24 protein-coding genes are annotated in these 23,123 nt (G+C 40.6%); 9 read left to right on the top strand and 15 right to left on the bottom strand.

Translation table 11 applies throughout. The annotated features are described in order from the left end of the window. Nucleotides 1-117 precede the first annotated feature (117 nt). The 3 genes from H6G08_RS17010 to H6G08_RS17000 all read right to left on the bottom strand — a co-directional run bounded on the left by H6G08_RS17010 (nt 118) and on the right by H6G08_RS17000 (nt 4,062). Entirely contained in the window at nt 118-1,602 is a 1,485-nt protein-coding gene (locus H6G08_RS17010; protein WP_190544995.1) for an HlyD family secretion protein, read from the bottom strand. Between the two features lie 294 nt (nt 1,603-1,896). After that, on the bottom strand, nt 1,897-2,364 hold the full coding sequence (locus tag H6G08_RS17005; protein ID WP_190544993.1) for a MarR family winged helix-turn-helix transcriptional regulator: 468 nt from the start codon (nt 2,362-2,364) through the stop codon (nt 1,897-1,899). Nucleotides 2,365-2,442: 78 nt separating this feature from the next. Beyond that, the gene (locus tag H6G08_RS17000; protein ID WP_190544991.1) at nt 2,443-4,062 is read right to left on the bottom strand and encodes an ArnT family glycosyltransferase; all 1,620 of its coding nucleotides are present in this window, start codon (nt 4,060-4,062) and stop codon (nt 2,443-2,445) included. A 152-nt stretch (nt 4,063-4,214) separates the two neighbouring features. On the opposite strand from H6G08_RS17000, the gene H6G08_RS16995 reads away from it, so the two are divergent. Beyond that, a complete protein-coding gene (locus H6G08_RS16995; protein WP_190544989.1) occupies nt 4,215-4,868 on the top strand; it encodes a class I SAM-dependent methyltransferase in 654 nt (217 codons plus the stop codon). 89 nt (nt 4,869-4,957) lie between these two features. Here H6G08_RS16995 and H6G08_RS37205 read toward each other — a convergent pair whose 3' ends face one another. Beyond that, nucleotides 4,958-5,212, bottom strand: a complete 255-nt coding sequence (locus H6G08_RS37205; protein ID WP_206758297.1) for a hypothetical protein — start codon at nt 5,210-5,212, stop codon at nt 4,958-4,960. 463 nt (nt 5,213-5,675) lie between these two features. On the opposite strand from H6G08_RS37205, the gene H6G08_RS16985 reads away from it, so the two are divergent. Both H6G08_RS16985 and H6G08_RS16980 read left to right on the top strand, forming a co-directional pair. Further along, a complete protein-coding gene (locus H6G08_RS16985) occupies nt 5,676-6,185 on the top strand; it encodes a hypothetical protein (RefSeq protein ID WP_190544987.1) in 510 nt (169 codons plus the stop codon). Between the two features lie 48 nt (nt 6,186-6,233). Further along, complete coding sequence (locus tag H6G08_RS16980; protein WP_190544985.1) at nt 6,234-7,121, top strand: hypothetical protein; 888 nt, start codon at nt 6,234-6,236, stop codon at nt 7,119-7,121. Nucleotides 7,122-7,437: 316 nt separating this feature from the next. Here the strand turns inward: H6G08_RS16980 and H6G08_RS16975 are convergent, their stop codons facing one another. From H6G08_RS16975 to H6G08_RS16955, 5 genes are all read right to left on the bottom strand, one after another. After that, a complete protein-coding gene (locus H6G08_RS16975) occupies nt 7,438-8,172 on the bottom strand; it encodes a hypothetical protein (RefSeq protein ID WP_190544983.1) in 735 nt (244 codons plus the stop codon). A 315-nt stretch (nt 8,173-8,487) separates the two neighbouring features. Beyond that, a complete protein-coding gene (gene rpsU / locus H6G08_RS16970) occupies nt 8,488-8,682 on the bottom strand; it encodes a 30S ribosomal protein S21 (RefSeq protein WP_096642267.1) in 195 nt (64 codons plus the stop codon). A gap of 111 nt (nt 8,683-8,793) precedes the next feature. Next, complete coding sequence (rbp, locus tag H6G08_RS16965; protein ID WP_190544981.1) at nt 8,794-9,096, bottom strand: RNA-binding regulator; 303 nt, start codon at nt 9,094-9,096, stop codon at nt 8,794-8,796. A 320-nt stretch (nt 9,097-9,416) separates the two neighbouring features. Beyond that, entirely contained in the window at nt 9,417-10,295 is an 879-nt protein-coding gene (locus H6G08_RS16960) for a 3'(2'),5'-bisphosphate nucleotidase CysQ family protein (protein ID WP_190544979.1), read from the bottom strand. A gap of 67 nt (nt 10,296-10,362) precedes the next feature. After that, complete coding sequence (locus H6G08_RS16955; RefSeq protein WP_190544977.1) at nt 10,363-11,223, bottom strand: sugar kinase; 861 nt, start codon at nt 11,221-11,223, stop codon at nt 10,363-10,365. A 71-nt stretch (nt 11,224-11,294) separates the two neighbouring features. On the opposite strand from H6G08_RS16955, the gene rsmI reads away from it, so the two are divergent. After that, nucleotides 11,295-12,158, top strand: a complete 864-nt coding sequence (gene rsmI / locus H6G08_RS16950) for a 16S rRNA (cytidine(1402)-2'-O)-methyltransferase (RefSeq protein ID WP_190544976.1) — start codon at nt 11,295-11,297, stop codon at nt 12,156-12,158. A 546-nt stretch (nt 12,159-12,704) separates the two neighbouring features. Then, nucleotides 12,705-13,385, top strand: a complete 681-nt coding sequence (locus H6G08_RS16945; RefSeq protein WP_190544974.1) for a tetratricopeptide repeat protein — start codon at nt 12,705-12,707, stop codon at nt 13,383-13,385. A gap of 441 nt (nt 13,386-13,826) precedes the next feature. Here the strand turns inward: H6G08_RS16945 and H6G08_RS16940 are convergent, their stop codons facing one another. Continuing rightward, on the bottom strand, nt 13,827-14,732 hold the full coding sequence (locus H6G08_RS16940) for a peptidoglycan-binding domain-containing protein (RefSeq protein ID WP_190544972.1): 906 nt from the start codon (nt 14,730-14,732) through the stop codon (nt 13,827-13,829). 653 nt (nt 14,733-15,385) lie between these two features. On the opposite strand from H6G08_RS16940, the gene H6G08_RS16935 reads away from it, so the two are divergent. Next, entirely contained in the window at nt 15,386-16,000 is a 615-nt protein-coding gene (locus H6G08_RS16935) for a hypothetical protein (RefSeq protein WP_190544970.1), read from the top strand. A gap of 184 nt (nt 16,001-16,184) precedes the next feature. Here the strand turns inward: H6G08_RS16935 and H6G08_RS16930 are convergent, their stop codons facing one another. Beyond that, nucleotides 16,185-16,559: a DUF4870 domain-containing protein gene (locus H6G08_RS16930; protein WP_190544968.1), complete on the bottom strand. Its 375-nt coding sequence runs from the start codon at nt 16,557-16,559 to the stop codon at nt 16,185-16,187. A gap of 654 nt (nt 16,560-17,213) precedes the next feature. Between H6G08_RS16930 and H6G08_RS16925 the strand changes: the two genes are divergently transcribed. Next, nucleotides 17,214-17,558, top strand: coding sequence for a hypothetical protein (locus H6G08_RS16925; RefSeq protein WP_190544966.1), 345 nt, complete (start codon nt 17,214-17,216; stop codon nt 17,556-17,558). Nucleotides 17,559-17,822: 264 nt separating this feature from the next. After that, nucleotides 17,823-18,002, top strand: a complete 180-nt coding sequence (gene rpsU, locus H6G08_RS16920; RefSeq protein ID WP_008226419.1) for a 30S ribosomal protein S21 — start codon at nt 17,823-17,825, stop codon at nt 18,000-18,002. Nucleotides 18,003-18,247: 245 nt separating this feature from the next. On the opposite strand, the gene pth is transcribed toward rpsU (H6G08_RS16920), so the two are convergent. The 3 genes from pth to psbH all read right to left on the bottom strand — a co-directional run bounded on the left by pth (nt 18,248) and on the right by psbH (nt 19,669). Further along, on the bottom strand, nt 18,248-18,895 hold the full coding sequence (gene pth, locus H6G08_RS16915; RefSeq protein ID WP_190544964.1) for an aminoacyl-tRNA hydrolase: 648 nt from the start codon (nt 18,893-18,895) through the stop codon (nt 18,248-18,250). A 148-nt stretch (nt 18,896-19,043) separates the two neighbouring features. Then, on the bottom strand, nt 19,044-19,298 hold the full coding sequence (locus tag H6G08_RS16910) for a TatA/E family twin arginine-targeting protein translocase (RefSeq protein WP_190544962.1): 255 nt from the start codon (nt 19,296-19,298) through the stop codon (nt 19,044-19,046). A 167-nt stretch (nt 19,299-19,465) separates the two neighbouring features. Further along, a complete protein-coding gene (gene psbH, locus H6G08_RS16905) occupies nt 19,466-19,669 on the bottom strand; it encodes a photosystem II reaction center phosphoprotein PsbH (RefSeq protein ID WP_190544960.1) in 204 nt (67 codons plus the stop codon). Nucleotides 19,670-19,754: 85 nt separating this feature from the next. Between psbH and psbN the strand changes: the two genes are divergently transcribed. Beyond that, entirely contained in the window at nt 19,755-19,886 is a 132-nt protein-coding gene (psbN, locus tag H6G08_RS16900; protein WP_096642281.1) for a photosystem II reaction center protein PsbN, read from the top strand. Between the two features lie 42 nt (nt 19,887-19,928). Here the strand turns inward: psbN and H6G08_RS16895 are convergent, their stop codons facing one another. Next, the gene (locus H6G08_RS16895; RefSeq protein ID WP_190544958.1) at nt 19,929-23,081 is read right to left on the bottom strand and encodes an alpha-mannosidase; all 3,153 of its coding nucleotides are present in this window, start codon (nt 23,079-23,081) and stop codon (nt 19,929-19,931) included. Nucleotides 23,082-23,123: the final 42 nt, after the last annotated feature.

Raw genomic sequence — 23,123 nt, 5'->3', positions numbered from 1 at the left:
AGAGACGCGATTAATCGCGTCTGTACAAGAGTCAATGGTTATGGATCAATGGTCAATAGTTCAGGATTATGAATTTTGAGACTGTGGACTATTGACTGTGGACTATTGACCAATAATTTACTTAACCTCTACAGTAACTTCTGCAGACATCCCTGGCGTAATCCGCGAGTCATATCCTTGAATACTCTTTTGGTCTAAAATTACTTTGACAGGAATCCGTTGGACGATTTTGGTAAAGTTACCAGTGGCGTTATCTGGCGGTAATAAGGCAAATTGCGCACCAGAAGCGGGTGAAATACTATCAACTCGACCTGTAAACTGGTGATTCGGAAAAGCATCGAGCTTGACTTCTACTGGCTGTCCGGGTTGCATTTTATTCAATTGGGTTTCTTTAAAGTTGGCTACTACCCAATAGCCGTTATCAACGATCGCCATTAATGGTGTCCCGACTTGTACCCGGTTACCAACTTCAACATTTTTCCTGCCTACTCGTCCGGCACTGGGAGCGGTAATATTTGTGTAAGAAAGTTGTAACTGCGCATCTTTTAACGATGCTTCAGCCTGCGCGATCGCGGCTTTAGCTGCTTCGTACTGACTTTGTTTAACTGCGGTATCCTGTCCGGTAGCGGTGGCTTGTTGCAATCCGCCTTTCGACGCGGCGAGTTTGGCTTGGGCGCTGGTGACGCCTTCTTGTGCTTGCGCTAGTTGGGATTGGGCTTTAGCTACGCCCACTTTCGCCGCAGCTAACCTCGCTTGGGCTTGTTCGACTCCCTGAACCGCCGCATTTTTCTGCGCTACAGCCACATCATAGGCGGCTCTGGCTGTATCTAATTGCTGACGCGCAATTGCGCCTTCTTTAAATAAGCTGCTGTAACGGTTGTAATCTGTTTGGGCTTTTGCCAAATTCGCATTCGCCTGGGCGACTTGGGCTTGGGCGGCGGGTATTCCGGCTTGCGCTAATTGTACTTCCGCTTGGGCGGCGGGTATCCCGGCTTGTGCTTCTCTAACTGCAGCTTGGGCTGTGGAAATTGCAGCTACTGCACTGCTGACATCTCCCTGCGCCTGAGTTGTTTTACCAGTAGAGGTTTGCGAAGCTAATAAAATATTTGCTTGTGCGGCTTCCGCTTGACTGCGCGCAGTTTGTAGCGCCGCTTGCGCTTGCTGGACTTTACTTTGATAATCTTGTGGATCGAGTTTTACTAATAACTGTCCTGGCTGCACTAGCTGGTTATCATTCACTAGTACCTGGCTCACAGTTCCAGGAATGCGGCTAGCAACTTGGTGAATATTGCCCACCACTGTAGCGTTATCTGTGGATTCGTGAGCCGAAGCATATTGCCAATAGTTATATCCAAAACCACCAGCCGCGATCGCTCCTACACCTAACCCAGCTAAAATCAAACCGATTGGTTTTTTGCGTTTTTTCTCAGCTTTTTTCTCTGTTTCTAACTCTGGCTGCTGTTCTGTGGGAGCCTCGGGAGTGACAACTGTTGCTTCTGGACTAGCGGTAACAGCTTCCAAACTCTCAATATCAGTAATTAATTCTGGCTCGATCACAGAAATACTGCTTTTTTTGTATCCGTTACCAGTAGTAGCGCCCATAATTGTTAACTCCCCTAACTCAATGATTGAATAATTTTATTTAGTATGCGTAATATTTAACTACTAGCCTTTATATAGCGTTCCCTTCGCGTGCGTACTATTATTATGCAAAACAAAACTTTACAGTACTTCACCCAATTGGGCGATTGTTGCTGATTCTCAAGTAAGAGTCTCTAAGCTATTCTGCTTTTAAGTTGCAAAATCCATTGTGAGGACTGTTGACTGTTGACTGTTGACAGCCCTTATTAGTATTTATGCAATTGATATGCGCATTAGCTTACTCTTAACTAGCCCCTAGCCCAAATTCGCGATCGCCCGATTTAATAACTGGGAAAATAATTCTCGTTCTGAAGCCGAAATCCCCATCATGGCTTGATCGCGCAAATCTGCCGCCAGGGGTGGTAAAACTTTTTCTAATTCCTTACCCGCATCCGTCAGCCAAATTCTCCAGATGCGGCGATCGTGCGCATCTCTTTCGCGACGCACTAAACCCCGTTCTTCCATCCGATCTAATACGCCTGTTAAAGTTCCGCCCACTTGCTTGAGCTTATCGCCAATACTGGAAGTAGGTAAGCCATCTTCTTGCCACAAACAGCACAATACTAACCAATGAAAGGGTGTCAATCCAAAAGGTTCTAGCTTTTCTGTAAACTTGCGAGTCAGCAGCTGCGAGAGTAGCTTAATTCTGTAGCCGATGCTGTATGGTGCCAGAACTTGCTGCCACGACTCCAATATTTCAGAATCCTTAGATATAGACACCATAGCCAATAATTATTTAGTGCGCGTACTATTATTTTAACTAACTAAATTTTAGTTTGCAACAACCGAGCGCCATCCGCCTTAAGGTAGGACTTGAATCAGCTGGTACTCTTGTAGTGTAGCAATAACGCGATAAGGCGTGGATAATTGCTGGTTATTTGCAGATATCCAAGCATAGCTCAATACAGGGACTTGAGAAATAGCGCTAACCCTAGCAGCAGGTATGGGAGTGTAGAAATTCAGCAATACAGAGTTTTTATCTTCGACTTGAGCAAAATAAACCGGATGAGAATGGAGAATAGAGGCGATCGCTGGCCGTTGGAAAAAAGCCTTAAAATTTGGATTGTAATCACCTAAAAACCCTAAATTACCAGCCATAACTAAAGTTAGCCAACAGGGAATTAACCAACTAGCTAACCAATAGCGATCGCTCAAAAACTTTTGCCCAAATCTGTGACGCGCAATCCATATCAAAGGTACTGTTAACCAGCCTAATCCTAAAATTAAACAGGGAATTGCCCGTTGTTTAAGGTAAGCATCGCCGTAATTCAGAGCCAATATTCCTGCGCACAGCAAGACAATACTGAAAACTCCAAAAGCGTAACTAAAATTTCGGGGAAGATATTTCTTCGCCTGAGTCTGAGGTGTAAATCCTTGCTGATACAGCTTACCCAGCCAATCTAAACCAACAGCCGCTAATAAAGCTATAAAAGGATATAGACAAAGCGCGTAGTGAGAAAGACGAGTAGAGAAAATGCTCAGTTCAGTAAATAAAACTACAGGAAAACCGACTACAAGTAACTGGTAGCGAGGAATAGGACGTTTTATAACTACAGCCATCCCTAAAAGGCTGAAAAAAACCCAAGGAAATGATTTTAAAGGAATATTCCAGAAATAGAAGAAAAATCCATTATGGTTGCGGTCTTCCGAACCTAGCTCTACCACAAACCCTAGTAATTGTCCAATAGTATCATTGCCAAAGCGCAACCAACTTAACCCCAACCAAACTAATGTAGGAATTGAACCCACAACTAAACCCACATAAAAAATAGGGTTAAAAAGATGCTGATGACGGCGATGTTCCCCAATTAAATAAGGTAATAAAGCCACCATTGGCAGAAAAATTACAAAGCTTCTTAATAAAAAACCTAAACTAAAACTTAAGCCAGTAATAAACAGCCAAAAATAGCTTTTATCTGGAGATAATTCTGCTTTCAGAAAAGATAAAATCCCTACAAGTACCAATAAAATTGTGGGAATATCAGGAGCGGCTAGCCGACATGATTGTAGCCAGAGAAATTCCACACTTAAAATAATAGCTGTGAGCCATGCTACTTTTTGACTTAATATAATTTTGGCAATTTCGTAGATTGTAAATAGACAAAAAATTCCCGCGATCGCACTGGGAAGTCGGGCACTAAATTCGCTCACTCCCAGCAACTGATAAGCCGTCGCAATTAACCAATAAGAGCCAGGAGTTTTATGATGGGCAGTTCCCCAAGGCGCTATCCAGTCGCCAGATTCAAACATTTGCCTTGCGCGCCCTGCATAAAAGCCTTCATCATGAGCCATCAGGCTATTTTGCCCAGAATTGCACAATATTAAAGGAATCAGCCAAACTAACAAACTCACATAGGGCAATCTAACAAATAAATAGATTGACCGCCATATACTCGGAAATACTCGGGTTTTGTACAACATTAATTAGTACGAATTGAATGTTGCGAGCTAAGTGCATTTAATTGTTAATCTGCCTTTAAAATATGTAAGGCATCATACCAATTACTCGATTTAAATCCTAACTGAAATTAATTCAGTTCGCGAAAAAATCCTCCAAAATAAAGATTTAAGTTATGATTTTGCGACCAGATCAACGCTTGAAGCTAGATGACACAAATGACAATTTGTTTTATAATTACCCTCGATTTGTTACTCATGTTGATGAAGCATTTATTACACAGCTAACAGATGTATATCGTCAGCGACTTAAACCTAACACGCGCATCTTAGATCTGATGAGTAGTTGGGTATCCCACCTCCCGCCAGAAATGCAGTTTTCCCACGTTGAAGGGCATGGATTAAATGCTGAAGAGTTGGCACGTAATCCCCAATTAAATCATTATTTTGTGCAAAATCTCAACGATAACCCCCAGCTACCCTTAGCAGATGGAGATTTTGACGCGGTTCTCAATTGCGTTTCTGTGCAATATATTCAGTACCCAGAAGCAATATTTTCAGAGATTCACCGCATTCTCAAACCCGGTGGTGTAGCGATTATGAGCTTTTCTAACCGGATGTTTTATCAAAAAGCGATTCAAGCTTGGCGAGATGGTACAGAAGAAACCAGAGTCGAACTAGTGAAAAACTACTTTGCCTCAGTCCCCGGATTTTCTACTCCAGAAGTCATTGTGCATAAATCAACCATGCCATCTATTCTCCAATGGTTAGGCGCGCCAGGGGGAGATCCGTTTTATGCTGTCATAGCTTATCGGACTGAAGCAGAATAGTCACAGTTGACTGTTGACTGTCAACAGTCAACAGTCAACAGTCAACTTTCAACGCAGTTAGCCAGAGATTGTTAAAAAATATATTGTTTCTAGCTGTAAGTTACAAAGAGTGGTAAAGAAGTAACACCATCTTTAGCTAGTTCAGTGATTTCTTTTTCAAATTGCTGGAACCGGTCGGGACTCATGACAATACATCCCATTGAGCCAGGAACATTACCATCTTTATGGATGCCAAAATCGCCTCTAATACCACCTTCATCGGTTTTGACTTCGTGTGGATCGATTTTGTAGAAGTTTCCATCAACACCTGGGTTATCTGGCATGGAGATAGGTTTGGTATTCACAGTCCAAGATTTTAGACCTGGCACTCTATACTCAGGTGGTATAAATCCTCCTCTCTCATGAAAATTGTCTTTGTATTGCTTTTTATCTGTAGCTGACGTAGCTTGCCAAACTCGTAAAGTCCCTTTTTCTAAATGGCGCAAGCATAAACGACCCTGATCTAGGCCAGGTTCTCTATCAAAATGGAGGGAAAAAGTTAAAAAATACATTTGAATCACCTGTAGATGTACTCTTGGCAGTTACATAAATTGATTCCAAGAGAATATCCGGTAATTTCGGAAAAATTTTCCTCTTATAACTGATTTCCTCTCGCTTACCTTATCCTCCTCATGCGCCCCTACTTTTTTGTCTTTGATTGTAATACTCAATACTCACCAAATCATTATCAAAAAATAAATTTTCTGGCTAAAAGCTAAACAAGCGCTGATAATTGCCTCAAAGCTCAAGCATCAGGAGGAGCAAAATATGACTTTCCCACGTGGGCGGAGGATTTTAGCGGCTGTATTACTTTCAGTATTACTACTGACTACAGCATGTTCGCCAAAAACTCCCGGACGTTTCGATCAAGCACAGCAAGAAAGCAGTCGGCAAAAAAGCGGACAAGCAGTTGCTAAAGATGCGACTCAAGGTAGCAAATTAAACCAATTCTTCCCGGCTGGGGGTGATGGTTACCAACGTGTCTACACTCAAGAGAAAAAAGGCTTTTCCGAAGCGAATTTGAAAAAAGATGGCAAAGTTGTCGCCCAATTGTCTATTTCCGACACCACTAGTATTCCTGGTGCGGCGGCTAAATTCTCCAATAGCACCAAACAAGTTGGCGGTTACCCCTCAGTCAAACTAGGTAATACTCAAACTTCGGTTTTGGTGGGTAAGTACCAAGTCAAGGTGCTTTCTAAAGATCCAGGATTTACCTCAGCAGACAGGGAAGCTTGGATAGAAAAATTCAATCTTGATGGTCTAGCTAAACTCAAATAAGCTGTAATCCAGAAATAAAACTTACTACACCAAAATAAGGAGACTATTTTGAGTAAATCGATTTTTGAGTTGGTGGATCAACTACCAACAGGTGGATTGACTGTTAATATGTTGAACGCCCTTGATTTTGTCGCCCCAGGTCAATGGCATAATACTGTAGGTTTTGTCAACACAATTAAGACTGTTACAGGGGAAACTGACGAAGGTTTAATTCAGCAAATTGGCGAACGAGCGATTTATCTTTTTAATGATAAATCTCAAGGCTACCAAACAGCTTTGTGGCTATATCAAACTGTTGATAATACAGATAAAATTCTGGGCGCAGCAGCTTTAGCCAATAAGGTGGGTGAAAAGATTCCTTTGTTGGGTTTTTTAAATAGTGTTACTCCCAAACCTGACAAAGCCCAAACTATTGACTTGACCTTAAAGTTAGTGGCTGAATTAGTAGCTTTCTGCCAAATTAACGGTATTCCTGGCGATAGCATTGGCGATTTTGTCGTATCTTTGGGTGAGTATAGTGGTGAGTCTTTAATCCGTCTGGTAGCTTTAGTCTGCGTTGATGGTTTAATTCCATTAGGGCCTGACTTTATCAGTAAGGCTATATCTGGATTAAGTCAAACCAGCCCACAAGAATTAGAACAAAACACAACTTTTCAAAATATCAAAGATGCAATTCCTGGGGGTAATTCTGCTGGGAAACTGAACTTTATTGGTGAAAGCTTTGATTCTGTCAAAGGTTGGATGAACGGTCTTGTTGTATCCAATGGATTGACACCGCAAAAAGTTGTCAGCCATTTGCAAGGTTTTGTCGAATTTTCTGATAGCAAATTGGATTATTTAGCGGCGTTTTTGGATGTGTCAACCAATTACTATGAACACACTGGTACGCAAACTCTAGCGCGTCGTCTGATTGAAAGAGCCATAGCTGAAATTTAAGTTTGGCGTTAATTGGTGATGAGTAATGGGTAATATTTTTAATTATCTATTACTCACACCAATTAGCAAAAACTGCGAGTTGCCATAACTTATAACAATTCAAATAATGTTGGCGATATATGAATATATTCTAGAGGGCATGGCAGTGCCAGTGCCCCTACAATCTGTTGCATTCTTTTTTCAAATTGGTATTATCTGACAAATAATCTGATTGCTATAAGTAGGTAGGTGTAATTAAATATAACTGGCAAGGGCTGTCATTAGTCAATGGTTTGGGAGGATTTTTGAGCATCTATTTCAAGAAATACTAACCGCATTAGTTAGGTAACTTCATATCGGCTGCGATCGCATAAAGGTATGGTTGAAAAATTGCCAAATCTTCTAATTTGTCAAATTTACCTGTTGCTGAACTGGGATCGAAAGCACTGGTAATCACATACAATGCATTACCATCAAAGGTAACATGACCTATATGTTGCTCTTTGACTCCACCCTCGCGTTTAAGTCCCGTAAATCCGTAGCGGATTCCTGGAAGTTTACCAATTGTTACTAGTTGTGGGGGATGGCTGGAAAAAATAGTCTCCTTTCCATAACTTACCTGACGGTCTTTGGCGATCGCAGTATAATAATCTGTCACCCAAGCTTTTAACGCTGTCCATAGCTGGGTTTGATACTGAGGATTTTGGTAATCTATTTTACTCTTGGCGGGAATACCTGCTGCTTCTAGCTGCTTTTGAAAAGCTGAATTTTTTTCCAAGGGGTAAACACCAATCTCAACTGTACCTAAAACTTTGCCTTCCGTTGAAACACATAACAGTGGCGCATTTCCTTCACAAGGCGCAACTTCCCAATCTGTTGGTGCTGAGGCGTTACCCAGAATATTCCGCCAAATATTACCCTCTGTCGGTACGGGTTTAGGCTTTGCTGATGGTTCTACTGCGGGGGGCTGCTCAGTCTGATTTTTCGGAATAAAATTAGAACCATATTTCAATCCTACTGGGATTAGTGCCACTAAGATAGCAGCAATTAATAAATGATAAAGGCGCAACATTTGTCTGAAAATCCAGAATCAGAGATTGCGTTATGCAACTAACTACAATATTTGTCAGTATACAAACAAGATATATCTACTAAGCTATAAGTTCCACAAACAAAAATCTATGAATCGGACAAAAATATCTATACTGCCAATAATCTATGATTACATACATTTGTAGTAGCACTGAAAGCTAAAACAGTGCTACTACTACAATAGTTATGTATGGATGTCTGCCTAGTTATTTGCGTTTGCGCTTCCCGAGACTAATGCTACCAAACATGGTAGTAAAACACGGTAATTAAGTCGAAGAGCAAATTTTTAGGAATCTTATCTGTAGCGAGAATGTTGTCTACGATTTTGCTTGTGTCTAGCTACTGCTTTGCGCTTTTCTTTCTCTAAAGGCGTCTCAAAATGACGTTTTTTGCGCATATCTTGGAAAATTCCTGCTTTAGAAACTTCCCGTTTAAATCTACGTAAAGCTGATTCAATACCTTCATTCTCTCCTAATACGACTTGTGTCATTCTCATTCCTCCTCTATATGGATGAATAGACAAAATAAAATTTTCCAGCAGCATCGAGCCTTTGGCTTTAACTGCTGGAGACTCTAGATTTTTAAGTTTTTGATGCCAAACTTAGTAACGGCGATTATTACGGTTGTTGTTACCCCAGCTACCACGAGGAGAGCTTCTTTCTTCACGTGGCTTGGCTTTGTTAACTTTGAGATCTCTTCCCATCCATTCCGCACCGTCAAGTGCTTCAATGGCAGCTAGCTCTTGAGCATCCGATTCCATTTCTACAAATGCGAATCCGCGAGGACGGCCTGTTTCCCGATCGGTTGGTAACTGAACGCGATTAACCTTCCCATATTCTGCAAATGCCAGCTTCAGGTCTTCCTCAGTAACCTGATAGGACAAATTCCCAACATAAATTGACATGCTCTGTCTCCGAATTCAGAAATTGTAGAGAGTTAGATTCGGAGAGACGCTTTAGAGAAATCAAAACGAATAACTCAACCGAAAATAATCTTTATATCCGCTATTATAGCACAGCATTTCAAAATTGACTCCTACGGAGTCTGATTTCTAACTCAATATACTTGAAGGTCAGCAACGAAGGTTAGTTGATGACATGCATATTTGTAAGCCTACTCTATTATTACACAATTGCTGGTTTTTTGAACAAGCGTAAAAGATCAATTGCATTCTACTGCGACTGCAAAATCAGCTGGCGATCGCCGTAATTTATCCGCAAAATCTTATTTACCATCAAACTCTGACTCAGAAAATTGCGATAAAATAGCTTCTGCTTCTGTACAAAGTAAGTGATGATATTGACCATTACTCGCCAATAAACCACCCCATTGATTAATATCATCGGTATTGTACTGTAATGGCGAGCCATCAAAATGGGTAAACTGTCCGCCAGCTTCGGCTAAGATTAATTCTGGTGCGGCGATATCCCAATCTTTAGGCGCAGATTTACCAGAAAGAGAAATATAAATATCTGCTTGTTGCTCAACAATAGCGGCAATTTTACAACCTATACTACCAATAGCTTTTTGATTTTTACAAGGAAGATTTTCTAGTAAGTAATTTAATTTTGGGTTGCGGTGGGAACGACTCACAACTAAAGTTAAATCTTCTAAAGATTTTTTGTTACCTTCTAAAGACATTCGTAAGGGAATAGCACCATTACTTGTTTCCACAAATGTACCCCCACCCGCAGTAGCAAAGTATAATTTTTGTGCTTCAGGAATAACAACAACTGCTAGTACTGGGCGTCTTTCTTTAACTAAAGCAATGTGAATTGCATACTCGCCTGTTTTTTCAATAAAATCTCTTGTGCCATCTAACGGATCGATAATCCATACCCATGTAGAATTACTTTTAATTTGTTGTGCTTTATAAGTTTCTTCGCTAATATAGGCGAAATCTTCATTACCTAAAGCTGCTTGTAATTTTTCTAAAATATATTGACTAGTAGCGATATCAGCAGCCGTAACAGGCTCATTTTGTTTATATTGAACTGCTAAATTAGCGTCTTTAATTGTGCCATGATAATAAGACTTGAGTATATCTGCTGCACCCCATCCTACTTGACGCGCGATCGCTAATATTTCTGATAAATCTTTCATGAATTATGCCTTGTCTAAGTTAACTCTTTAATCAGCCAATTATCAAAACATCTCTATTTTCTAGCCCCTAATCCATCCACCGACGAGTACCAAAAAATTGGCAAGCTTTAGCAGCCACGTTTGCGGCTTGCGCCAGAGCATCGGTAAAAGTTTCCTGTAAAATATAATGGCAGAATGCCCCGTGAAAAATATCTCCAGCCCCTAGTGTATCAACTACTAATATCTGCGGCACATCTACTACACCTCTATTACCACAACTTATATATTCAATTGGCTGTTCTCCGTGAGTGATGGCGATGTGGGGAATGGCAAAATCACTCAGGTAAGCAAAAACTTCTGTTGTAGAGTGAGTGTTAGGAGGATGAAAATTACTCGAACAAATAGCGTAATCGACAAAAGGTAAAACTTCCTCAAACCCAGCTTTCCAACTCCCGCCATCGATGACGATAGGGATATTCTGAGATTTAGCCATTTGCGCTAATGCAATACTAACTGCCATTTGATGTCCATCAATCAGCAATATATCAATATTTTGCAAAATATCTGACGGTAAGGCGGAAATACTGGCTTGAGTTTTTACCGCATTAATGGAAACTACAGCGCGATCGCCTGTAGATTCGGTGACAATAATCGAAGATACTGGTACAGAGGTTGTCGCGTCAGGTTGAAGATCCGCGATCGCTACCTGATAATTATCTAAATCTGTACGAATTAGTTGCGTCATTGGATGCGAACCTACCACACCCAAAACTTTAGCCTGGTTTCCTAAATAGCTAAAAGTCACCGCCGCATTTGTTGCCGGGCCTCCTGCTGCTACAGTATAGTCAATAGCTACCAGCTTTTGATTATTTTGGGGAGCAGATTCAGCTAAATAAATTAAATCTAAGGTAACTAAACCTACAAATAAACCATAATTGTCAGTTGTCATTAGTCAGAGACGCGATGAATCGCGTCTGTACAATTGTTATTTCTTCCCTAGCCCTTAGCCCCTAGTCTCTCATGCAAACCGATCCCAAACCAGGAACACTTTACGTTGTCGGTACACCAATTGGCAATCTCGAAGATATCACTTTTCGGGCGGTGCGGATTTTGCAAAATGTGGATTTGATTGCGGCGGAGGATACGCGCCATACAGGGAAACTATTACAACATTTTCAAATTCAGACTGGGCAAATTAGTTATCACGAACATAACCGTAGTAGCCGCATCCCGGAATTGTTAGAGCATTTAACTAATGGTAAGGCCATTGCCTTGGTTAGCGATGCAGGTATGCCAGGAATTTCCGATCCGGGTTATGAATTGGTGAAAGCATGTGTGGAAGCGGGGATAACAGTGGTACCCATTCCCGGTGCGAGTGCTGCAATTGCGGCTTTAAGTGCTTCTGGGTTACCAACGGATCGATTTGTGTTTGAAGGTTTTCTTGCCGCCAAGACGCAACAACGGCGAGAATATTTAGAATCTCTGCAGACAGAATCTCGCACTTTAATTTTCTACGAATCGCCCCACCGATTACGCGATACTTTACAAGACTTAGGAGAAAGCTTAGGAAGCGATCGCCAAATTGTTTTAGCTAGAGAACTAACCAAATTTTACGAGGAATTTTGGCGGGGAACAATTGCCGAAGCCATCAGTCATTACAGCCAGCGCGAACCCCAAGGAGAATATACTCTAGTGGTAGCGGGAATGCCAGCTAGTCAACCCCAACTAACAGAAGCCGAACTCAAAGCTGAATTAGAACAAATTATGCGTCAGGGAATTTCGCGATCGCAAGCTAGCCGTCAATTAGCCAAGTTTACTTCCCTACCCCGGCGGCAAATCTATCAATTAGCTCTCTCTATTGTGCTTGATTCTGATTCACAATAGTTGCCTCATTCACCAAGCGTTATATCGTACAGCTTTGGCTCAGTTGTTATTTATTACTAAGTGTGTTGCCAATTTCCTGGAAAATATGAAAATAATCAACACATACTCCAGAATATTGATTACATGTAAAACCTTTTGCATTCCGAGACTAAATTGGCTGACAATCGCTCCTAATTGCTGTCATCATCAATATAATATCCCTCTTCAAGAGATGATTTGAGTGAGTTTTATAATGTCTAATATTTAACTTTGTAACTGTATAAATATTTGATTTCATCAAGGATGAATGATGATAATCATAGTATAAATTTAACAGGATTGCTGGACTCAAAGACTGTCCTTTAACAATACTGTGGAATATACCTTCGATTGACTATGTCTTGCTGAACAATTACGTAAAAACTCTGATTTTTCTCCATCAGTACTGACAATGTAGATAAAACATTATTAAAATTTTATAAACCAGAATAAATACAGTTTGCAAAACTCAATATTTCTGTTTTAATGTACAAGAAAAAAGTTCCCTAGAAACTCAGGAAATTTACTGTGTACAAACCGATTACATTTATAGTAAGCATTTTGTTATTAGGTAGTTTTGCTGCAACTATATCGCCAGCAGCTCAAGCTCAAGTTTTGTTCGCACAAGCGAGAACTCCCGAAGTAAAGCAAATGCTAGAAGAGGGGCGCAGATTAGTTGATGCTGGTGATTATAATGGAGCAATCTCCGTTTACCAACAAGCCGCAACTCTCGAACCTAAGAACGCAAAAATTCATTCAGGTATTGGCTATTTATATGCCCAACAAGGAAATTTTCCCGCAGCATTAGCCGCTTACCGTCGAGCATTGGCTATTAGTCCTAACAACGGCGATTTTTACTACGCTGTCGGTTACATTAAAGGTAATATGGGCGATACAGCCGGAGCAAAAGAAGCTTATCGGCGTGCGATTCAACTAAATCGCAATAATGTGAATGCTTATTTAGGATTAGCTGTCACCCAAGCGCGTTTGGGTGACTACGAAGCAGCTAACTGGGCTTATGAACAAGCAATTAATTTAGATCGGAATAATGCCCAAACTTATGAGTTAATGGGTTCAATGTATAAGCAAAGACGACAAGCTAAACAAGCTGTAAACGTCCTCAATAAAGCCCGTGACTTATACCAGCGACGCAATGATTTTGATGGTGTCGCTAGAGTAGAAGCATTACTGAGAGATTTAGGAGGATGAGGTTAGTTTAATGGGCGTTCCGTTAGTTTTACAAAAATATATTCTCAGTACAGCTTTGCATATAATCGTGATTCATTGAGAGTTGAAATTTAAACGCAAAGGGGCGCAGAGGTAAGCGCATTTGCCGTTAGGCGTTCCCACAGGGTAGGTACGCGGAAATCAGCTAGGAATTAATGAAATGTTGTACTAAGTAAGTCAGTAGAATTAAACACAACTATGGGAAGAAATGCAAAATAGCTTGAAAATAGGGGTTAGGGGCTAGGAGAAAAAGATTTTCATATTTGGTTGTGAGATTTTCTCGTGATTGACTAACTATCAACCCTTACCAATGACTATTGACTAATGACTATTGACTAATGACTAATAACCACCTCAATCGAGTTCACAGGATTGAGGTGGTTAAATAATTGTTAATGCAATTTGGGCAAAATTAATTTAATTTCACCCAGGAACAGTTTTCACTAAATCATCCCCAGGAATAATACTAGTATAGAAGACATAGTCTTTATTAGCTAGATAGCGACGGTCTTGTTTAATGATTGCCATAAATTCGCGATGTCCGTCTCGCCTACGTCCGACTAAACAACCTGCACTGGCGTTTTTGATATCGTTGACTGGTGCATCATAGCCCCAATGTTGATTAACTGCAAACAGTCCTGTGTCTACTTTATCGTTGGTACGTTTAAAGTTTTTGTCGAAATCGCGGTGAACGGTAATTGGTGCAACTTGAATTAAAGCTTCGTGACGATCTGCATTACCATGAAAGCCAACCGCCCAAGCTTTATACTGTCCAAACTTAATTCTGGCAGCACCTTTCGGATTCATGGGATTGTATGTATAATAGCTACCTGGCTCGGTAGTGGCTTGCCAGTGGTTGACAATTTTGGGAACACCTTCGACAATTTCAATCACAATTCGACGGTCGTTGAATTGATTGGGTGTATCGCTATTGAGAGTCCAATCTTCATTCATTCCTTCGATATAAACAATGTTGTATTGTTTAGCGCCAGTGAATATTTGATAGTTTTGAATCTGCAAATATTTGATAATTCTGCTGGCAATGTTGCTGCTAAGTTTTAAGGGAGGTTGCGGTAAATCTCCTGGTTTAGTTTCGATTAAATTTTTGGCTGTGACTGAGCCTAAATAATCTTTTTCTCCCGACTTAGTTAATTCCTGAAATTCTCTTAGCGCCGCCGCAGAAACTGGCCCAAATTTACCATCGGCTGGTGGTTCTAATAAATCCAAGCCTATTAACAGTACCTGAATTTGACGAGTGAGATCTATATCGTCTGCGATCGCTTCAAAGTTCCATTTCTCTTGCGTTCCTAAAAAATCTTGTAGTTTCATTTTTTACTTTCCTCCCTTGTTCTACTTACTAAGTAGCTACAAATATGCTTGTATCGATTAATTCTGTGTGAGAACATACCTGAGATAGGAATTCTCGTCAAAATTATTACCTATCATATACGCTATCAGTATATACAAGTATATATTTTATGCTGAAAAAGCACTTATATAGTGTATGAGAAGGATCTTATTAAATACAAGATTGCAGCAGTTACATAATGTAAATTTAACTATCGCTATAAACCTAAGTCATAACTAAAGCTGATTACTGTCAATAAAACTAATTGCTATCTAGATATGTTGACCACAGAAAGCCAGAAGCTAGAGGACAGAAGCTATAAAAAGGGTCTAACCCCCCAGCTTATATATGAAAAGCAAAAAGTATTTATTTTGAGACTTGTAGCCGCAAAATTACTGCGTCCCGATGGAATCATCTAGATTGATTTATGATTTTCCCTGAAGTTATTTAGCGAATTTACTTCTGTCTGCTTAACAGTTTTAAACTAGCGCTCATGTTTTGTCGATGGTAACATTAGCGACTAGCCGATAAATAAGAAAAATTTAATTTTTTGTATCAAAAAACTGAAATTCGGAAAAAATAAGTTAACTTTATGGCACCAAAAAACTAGTGCTAATACTTAGTGCATAACAACATGACAACAGAAATATCAGTTAGACTGCGCGACCTCAAACCGGAATATCAAAGACTTTGGAGTACTTGCGAAATTAAGCCAGAGAAATTGAACCTGGTTCAAGATATAGTGACGCAAATCTCCTCATATCGCCGACGCTACAGAGCAATACAGCGACAAATTAATGTTCCCTGGTACTTTATCGCAGTTATCCACAATATGGAATCTTCTCTCAAGTTCACCAGACACCTGCATAATGGCGATTCGCTAAAAAAACGTACTGTTAACACCCCTCCGGGTAGACCCTTAGCCGAACCTATCAATGGCTGGGAATCAGGATATACTTGGGAAGAAAGTGCAATTGATGCTTTAACTTTAAAAGATTTTGATAAAGTAAAAGACTGGAGTTTAGCAGCACAGCTTTGGCAGCTAGAAAGATTTAACGGTTTTGGCTATAGAATGTACCATCCAGAAGTCTTTAGTCCTTACCTTTGGTCAGCTACTAATCATTACACTCAAGGTAAATATAAAAGCGATGGTAAATGGGATGCTGATGAAGTGTCCACCCAAATTGGTGTCGTCGCTTTACTGAAAATTTTACTCAAAGTAGAAAATATCGAAGTTCCGTTGGCTTAGGAATTGGTTATTTGTCATTGGTCATTGGTCATTGGTCATTGGTAAGGATCTCAAGTCTATATAAAATTTAAGGGTGTGTCGGAAATACAGACATCGCTGTATGTTCAATTTCTAGAACTGACGCACCCTCATTATTTAAAATTTAACTAATCTATTTCTGGGGATTTTCAAATTAATTTGGTGATTACAACAGTCTAAAAATGAACGGATAACGGAACGGCTCATCTGGATTAGTTAGACAGTGAAATAGCGCCCAAATTGTCAGTCCCCAATGCAGTAAAAAGCCTAAAGCGATAATGGGAAATAGTAAAAATCCGGCGATACCAAAGGTTAACCAAGTTAAAATTCCAATAGGTACGCCAATTACAGTTGCCCAAAACCAAACATTGAAGTGAAAATTAATCGATTCTTTGGCGTTGCTTTTAACAACTGGGTCGTCGGAAATGATGTTAATGACTATTGGCACTCCCACCGACAATAATGTTGTACTAAAGAAAATCGCCCCATGACATAGAGAGGATAGCAATTTACGCTTATCAGAATCGTATGTAATTTGCATCCTGGTGGCTCCTCCACTTGCTTTATTGCTTTGATTGTAACGGTTACTATCTCAGTTTAGTATTGTAGTTTACCGTACTCCAGCTATTTTCCGGACTGCTCTTGAGATAGATTGACTTTGAGGGCTGATGGTCAGATCAATGATGAGGTTTACCGAACTGATAGACTTGATATCTTCTGCACAGAATTCTCGGAAAATAAGGGGCTAGAGGCTAGTGACTAGGGGCTAGAGACAAGAGATTTTTTGGTGATTAGCCGACTAGGAATTTATTTACAGCATATTTCAGGTAAATGAGGTACGCGCTTCGGGGCATGGCAGTGCCAATGCCCCTACAATCAACGATTATCTGTACCTCACCAACTTTGTGATAATTTCTAAAATAAACCTTAAATTGTAGGTTGTGTTATAACAACGCTTAACGCACCAAAAAGGAAGTTGCATTACGGGTAATTTTCACTCTCTTGAGTTACCCAATCCTTGCATAGCTGTAACTCACCGTACTTAATATTTACGTTATAAATATTTTCTTAAATAAAGTTAGCTAATTTTAGAAAATTTTAGAAAAAATTAATATATTTTTATACGGACTTAACTGAAGTTTTTGTAACAACTGAAAAGCTCAATATATAATCGAATTACTATTAAGAGAAAAATATGAGCAGGCTGTTAATCAAACTCTTAGGTTTAGACTTATTGTTTCTCGGTATATACTTTTTGGGACAAAATATTATATTTGCTACTGGTTATTATCCGTACTTTTATAGCAAGATACCTGCTATTGGTTCATTTTTGGCCATCATGGCTGGTGTTATGACGTTAATCTTTTTCCGTAAAGAAACGGAGAATTTGGGATGGATTCTTTTAGGTGTAGGAATAGTCTTAGTTGTTTTCAGTGGTGGAGTGATTTTAAAACCAACTAGTTTGTGGAATTTTTTTGTAGCTTTTGCAGCCTTGGTTGCTGGCTATAAAATGTTGACTCAGGGGAGAATCAATTTCTAAATTTCACCTCTCTATCTCCTCACACCTAGCTCCTAGTCCCTAATCCCTGTTTTTTAGTTGGGGAATGTGAAGATGCGATCGCTTCATTTTCTCAAAGAGCGCAAAAATTATGCTAATGTAGTAAAATTTTGCACGCTCCAGTAACAAACAACCTAGCCCAATGTGAAAAACTATATTTTTGCATCGTTATTGGCTAGGGGAGTTTTGCTAAGTTAGGGGGTGCTATTACAATGGAAACTAATCGATCGTGAGGATACAGCAAGAATGACCCAAGTGGTTTTAGGAGAGAACGAAGGAATAGACTCAGCACTACGTCGCTTTAAGCGCCAGGTTTCCAAAGCTGGTATATTAGCTGACGTAAAGTATCATCGGCACTTTGAAACACCATTGGAAAAGCGTAAACGTAAAGCAGTGGCAGCTAGACGCAAGAGACGTTTTAAATAAACCTATTTTGGTAGTAGCGCTGTTTGAAGACAAGCTCTTAAACAAGCAACAAGACGTTGTCATGATGCTGACGAAAATTAACAAAGATTTATCGCACTCCTGATTTGGGGCGTGAGTGAATTCTTTTACCCAAATGTGGGGCGGGTGAAATGCCTGAATTACGGTTAGATGGAGACAGCGACAATCGCTGTCCATCAACCACAAGAATGGGAAAATAACCAGAACAACCGTTGAACAGCCTGTGTTTAAGCTGACTCAGATTCAGGAATTTCAATGCTGCGGCTGTTACAACGGTTCATTGCTTTTTCTACACCTTGTTTGAGGCTGAGTTCTACACACTCAACCACAAACTGCAGTACTAGAGACATGACTTGATTTTCGTTAGCCGAGAAACGTCCCAATACATGAGAAACAGCGCCAGAATCATCATTAGCTGAATTTTTGGGTTTACCGATACCAATACGCAATCTGGGGAAATTTTGTGAACTTAAATGTGCGATCGCACTTTTCATTCCATTATGCCCCCCAGCAGAACCAGACATGCGCAGACGAGTCTTACCTAAAGGTAAATCCATCTCATCATAAATCACTAACACTGACTCTGGCGGCAATTTATACCAGCTAGTCACTGCTTGAATAGATTGTCCGGAACGATTCATGTAAGTTAAGGGCTTGAGTAAGCGGATTTTACCGCCAACAGGCGCAACACCTTCACCGTACTCGCCTTGAAACTTCTTATTTTCTGCTAAGGGAATTTTCCACGCCCGTGCTATGGCGTCAATAGCCGCAAAGCCAATATTGTGGCGGGTTTGGTCGTATTTTGGCTCTGGATTCCCCAACCCGACAATTAGCTGGGGAATTACCAAAGCTGGTTTTGTAACAGCCTCTGTCATTCAATTTTGGATTTTGGATTTTGGATTTTGGATTTGAGGTTTGGCGCGACGCCAGTAATAATTGAAGCTTGAGGATTTGAGATTTGATAACAATCTAAAATCGGCAATCTAAAATCTAAAATTGCCAACTACCCATTTTAGCTTTTAGTTAGCTTTTCGGCTGTTCTGATGGAGCGGCTTCGATTTGCTTGGGTTCGAGTTCCGCAGTGGTTTTCACCGCTTGCTCTAGTTGTTCGGCTTCGCGCTTGAACTCGGTTTGAAATTCGTTAGAAGCTTCTTGGAAGCCGCGAATAGCTTTACCTAAGCTACGCCCAATTTCTGGTAGCTTTTTCGGCCCGAATACTAGTAGTGCTACTACCAAAATTACAGCCATTTCTGGCAAGCCAATACCAAAGATATTCATGGTGTTGTTCCGCTAAATTGACAGTTGAATTAAACAAGAAGAATGCAGTCTTCCTATATATATGTTGACTTGTTTTTGATTAACTTTTGTTTATCAAATCTACAAAAAAACCCGGATGAGCCGGGTGTCACTACGCTTATTCTTTAAGCTATTGAGCTTTGTCTAGATTAACGGCCTAGACTGCGCCAATCAACCAATACATCCTGAATGAGGATGGTCTTGTTATAGACTTGGAGAATAATCAGCAAGAAAACGAAAAATAATAGCATAAAAACAGCCATTACTGGTGTAGTTCCCCAACCAGGAGCAACTTTACCATACTCAGAGTTTAGGGGTCTCAGTATATCTCCCAACCTTGTCCTTTGTGCCATAGTTCACCTAAGATTACTTGCCAAAGCTTTTTTTAATCTTCTGTAATATTCTATAAGAATAGCACTCATAATAAATCTTTCAATTATGGAACCCGCAATAGTTCTTATCATTTCTGTCGCCGTTGCTGTTATCGGCATTACTGGCTGGGGAATCTATATCTCCTTTGGCCCTCCCAGCAGGGAATTGTCAGATCCCTTTGAAGATCACGAAGACTAAAGCTAGCTTAGGTTACAGACGCAAATCGTCGCGTCTGTAAATTCAAGGGTTGGTTTCTGGTATAATCTGGAAAGTGTTAATTTTCCAAGGGCTAATCGTGAAGATTTGTTGCCCAGATGAGAATTCTTTGGTTTGAGAATGCTCCAATAAATCTACAGCATCGCCAAGAATGAAGCCCATATCATTTTGCAAAGATAACTGAGCGGTATCGCCGTGACATTCATAACAACGCAGAATTAATTGCTGTGGGTTGTCTTCAGATTGTTTGAGTGCCATTAAGATTAAGTTATCAGCCGATAAATTGAGGAAACTTCTGGTTTCGGGAGTCTTTGAAGCTGAATTAGGATGATTTGGCAGATTAACAATTACTTGCAATGGGATATTTAACTCATAACCGCGCTTCACTGTCTGGGCTGATTCCCAACTCTCGGCGTGGGGATATAAAGCATAGGTAAATTCGTGAAAACCTCGGTCAGCTTCAGGATTCGGCCAGTGGGGACTGCGTAGTAAAGTTAGGCGTAATTGGTTAGGTTGAGCGTCATAACCATATTTACAATCGTTTAGTAAACTGATACCGTAAAATAATCCAAGGGTTTCTCCTGTCAAATCAGCCCAACGCAGGGCGGGAACTTCCCACTTAGCTTTTTCGGCGGGGGTTTGCGGTTTAGTGGAACGGCGAATCGCACCGCAAGGTATTTCATAGGTAGCAAAGTCTGCTTCGATGTTGAGAGGAAAAGCAGCTTTCACCAATACATGACTTTCTTGCCAATCAACAGTGGTGGCAATTTTGAGTACAGGTACGCTGACAGATAATATATAATCTTGGCAAAATTCCGATTTACCTAATTGGCGGATCACTCGCAAACGACTTTGGACTGCGCCTTGTTCTAGCCATTCAATTGATTTGAGGGTAGTTGGCGGTAAAGGATGTTGCGCATAATTGGGGTCAATATTCCAAGCATCCCAATATTGACCGCTATCTTGAAAAGCTTGGAGTTGATTACCCGCACCGCTTAATACTTCTCGTTGATGAGTTTTATCAAAGACACTGGCTAAATCTCCGGTTTGGGGATTCACCTCAACGCGCAGGTATTCATTTTCGAGAACCCAGTCTGCGGAAGGTGGGGAAGAAGGGGAGACAGTAGCAGTAGGAACGAGCCAAAATAGCCGATATCCGACGGAGGGAATAGCTGTGGCGGAAAATAATAAGGTTGATGAGTCTTTTAGCTGAGATATGACCTTATTTCCCGAACTATCGTAAACTTGCCATTGTTGGTGAGAAGTTACTGGTGTGGGTAAGTTAACAGCAACTACTTCTGAACGTTGCCAATTAAGGGAATTAAAGACGACAACAGGTAAACTATCTGGTTGTGGTGGTTGTGGTAAGTTGATATAAGATGCGATCGCTAAAAGTGATTCATTTAATATCTTTGTGCCGACTCGCTCTATTTCTTGCCATTCCGGTAAAGCATCTACATAAACTTGAGTAATGGCAGAACCGGGTAAAATATCGTGGAATTGCTCAAATAATAGCTGTTTCCAAGCTTTTTCTATCTCTGCTTTCGGGTATTCTTCACCAAAACTGACGCTGGCTAAACTTGCAAACAATTCCGCTTGATACAATAAATTTTCACAACGACGATTCCAACGTTTTTGGTCGCCGTGAGTAGTATAACAACCACGATGGAATTCTAGATAAAGTTCATCATCCCAGACAGGGTGAGGGGATGGGGGAGAGTTGAGGAGGTGTTGGAGATAGGTTTCGGCGGTGGTAAATTCTAAATTGGGGAAAAAGGGCGAATTTTGCCAGCGTTGGGCAATTTCTAACATATCACGGGTAGGGCCGCCGCCATGATCGCCAATTCCCGGTAACCACAGCGCATCAGGTATACTAGTTTGAGTTTGCCATTCATAGGCGTAACTTGCCATCTGCATGGGGTCGATACCTTGACCGATGAGTGCAGACATATAACTAAATACTTGACTACCATCAGGCGATCGCCACCAAAAAGTCTGATAATCAAATTTAGTAGTATCGTTCCAGCGCAACTTTTGGGTGACAAAATATTCAATTCCCGCATTCGCGAAAAACTGCGGTAAAGTCGCACAAAAACCAAAACTATCGGGTAACCAAGCTATAGGCGAAATTCTGCCAAATTTTTCCTGGGTATATCTTTGACCATATAATAACTGACGCGCGATCGCTTCTCCCGCAATCAAATTTAAATCCGGTTCTACCCACAAACCCCCGATAACTTCCCATTTTCCAGCAGCTACCGCTTCTTGAATTTGCGCAAATAAATCTGGGCGATGTTCTTCAATCCAAGCATACAAAGCTGGCGTAGAATGACAATAAATTAAATCGGGAAAATCCGCTTGCAACTTCAGCACCGACTCAAAAGTGCGCTGTGCTGCATTCCAAGTTTCACTTACAGGCCATAACCATGCTAAATCTAAATGCGCATGACCCAACAAATATATTTTAGATTTTGGATTTTGGATTTTAGATTTAATTAAGCGATCGCGAATAGATAATAACTTCTCTTCCCTCTCTTCCTCTGTGTTCTCTGCGCCTCTGCGGTTCGTTATCCCTTTTACCACCTCCGCCAACACAGTCAACTTCTCCGGCGCAAACCTTTCCAAATAAAGCTGTACCAAAGCCAACTCATCAGCCACAAAACCCGCATCGGGATAATTATAATCAGGAGACTCGTAAATTAAAAGCGATCGCACCAAAGCACCGCGATCGTGTCCCGGACTCACCAACCGTAAAGCCACAGTAAACTCATCACCTGGCTTTACCCCCCGACTCAACAAAACTCTAGGCGCACAATCAAATAAATCTCCTTCCAGCACCAACTCCCCATTCACATAAACCTCAGCCACATCAGCCCACCAAAGCAACGCCAACCGCAAAGCTAACCCCGCCAAAGGATAACGCTGTAAATCTTGAGGAACCACCAACTTTTGCAGCAACCAGACAACTTTTTTCCCTCCATTCCAAGCAATATTGCCTTTTTCATTGAGATTCACAGGTGCCCATTGCGACAAATCAGCCGCCATTACACCAGCAATATTACTGTCACTTTCACAGTATAACCACTGAAACTGAACATTAACTTGACAACAAGCACGTAATTGCTCAATTGCCTCAGAGATTAATTTAGTATGAGATTGGTTTACAGAAGGGGTCATATTTTGGCTAAGATTATGGCACTTACGATAATTAAAAATTTG

The organism is Calothrix anomala FACHB-343 (assembly GCF_014696435.1).
Lineage (GTDB): Bacteria > Cyanobacteriota > Cyanobacteriia > Cyanobacteriales > Nostocaceae > Aulosira > Aulosira anomala_A.
Note: the sequence above shows the minus strand (reverse complement) of the source record. Positions and strands in the feature narration are given on the sequence as shown.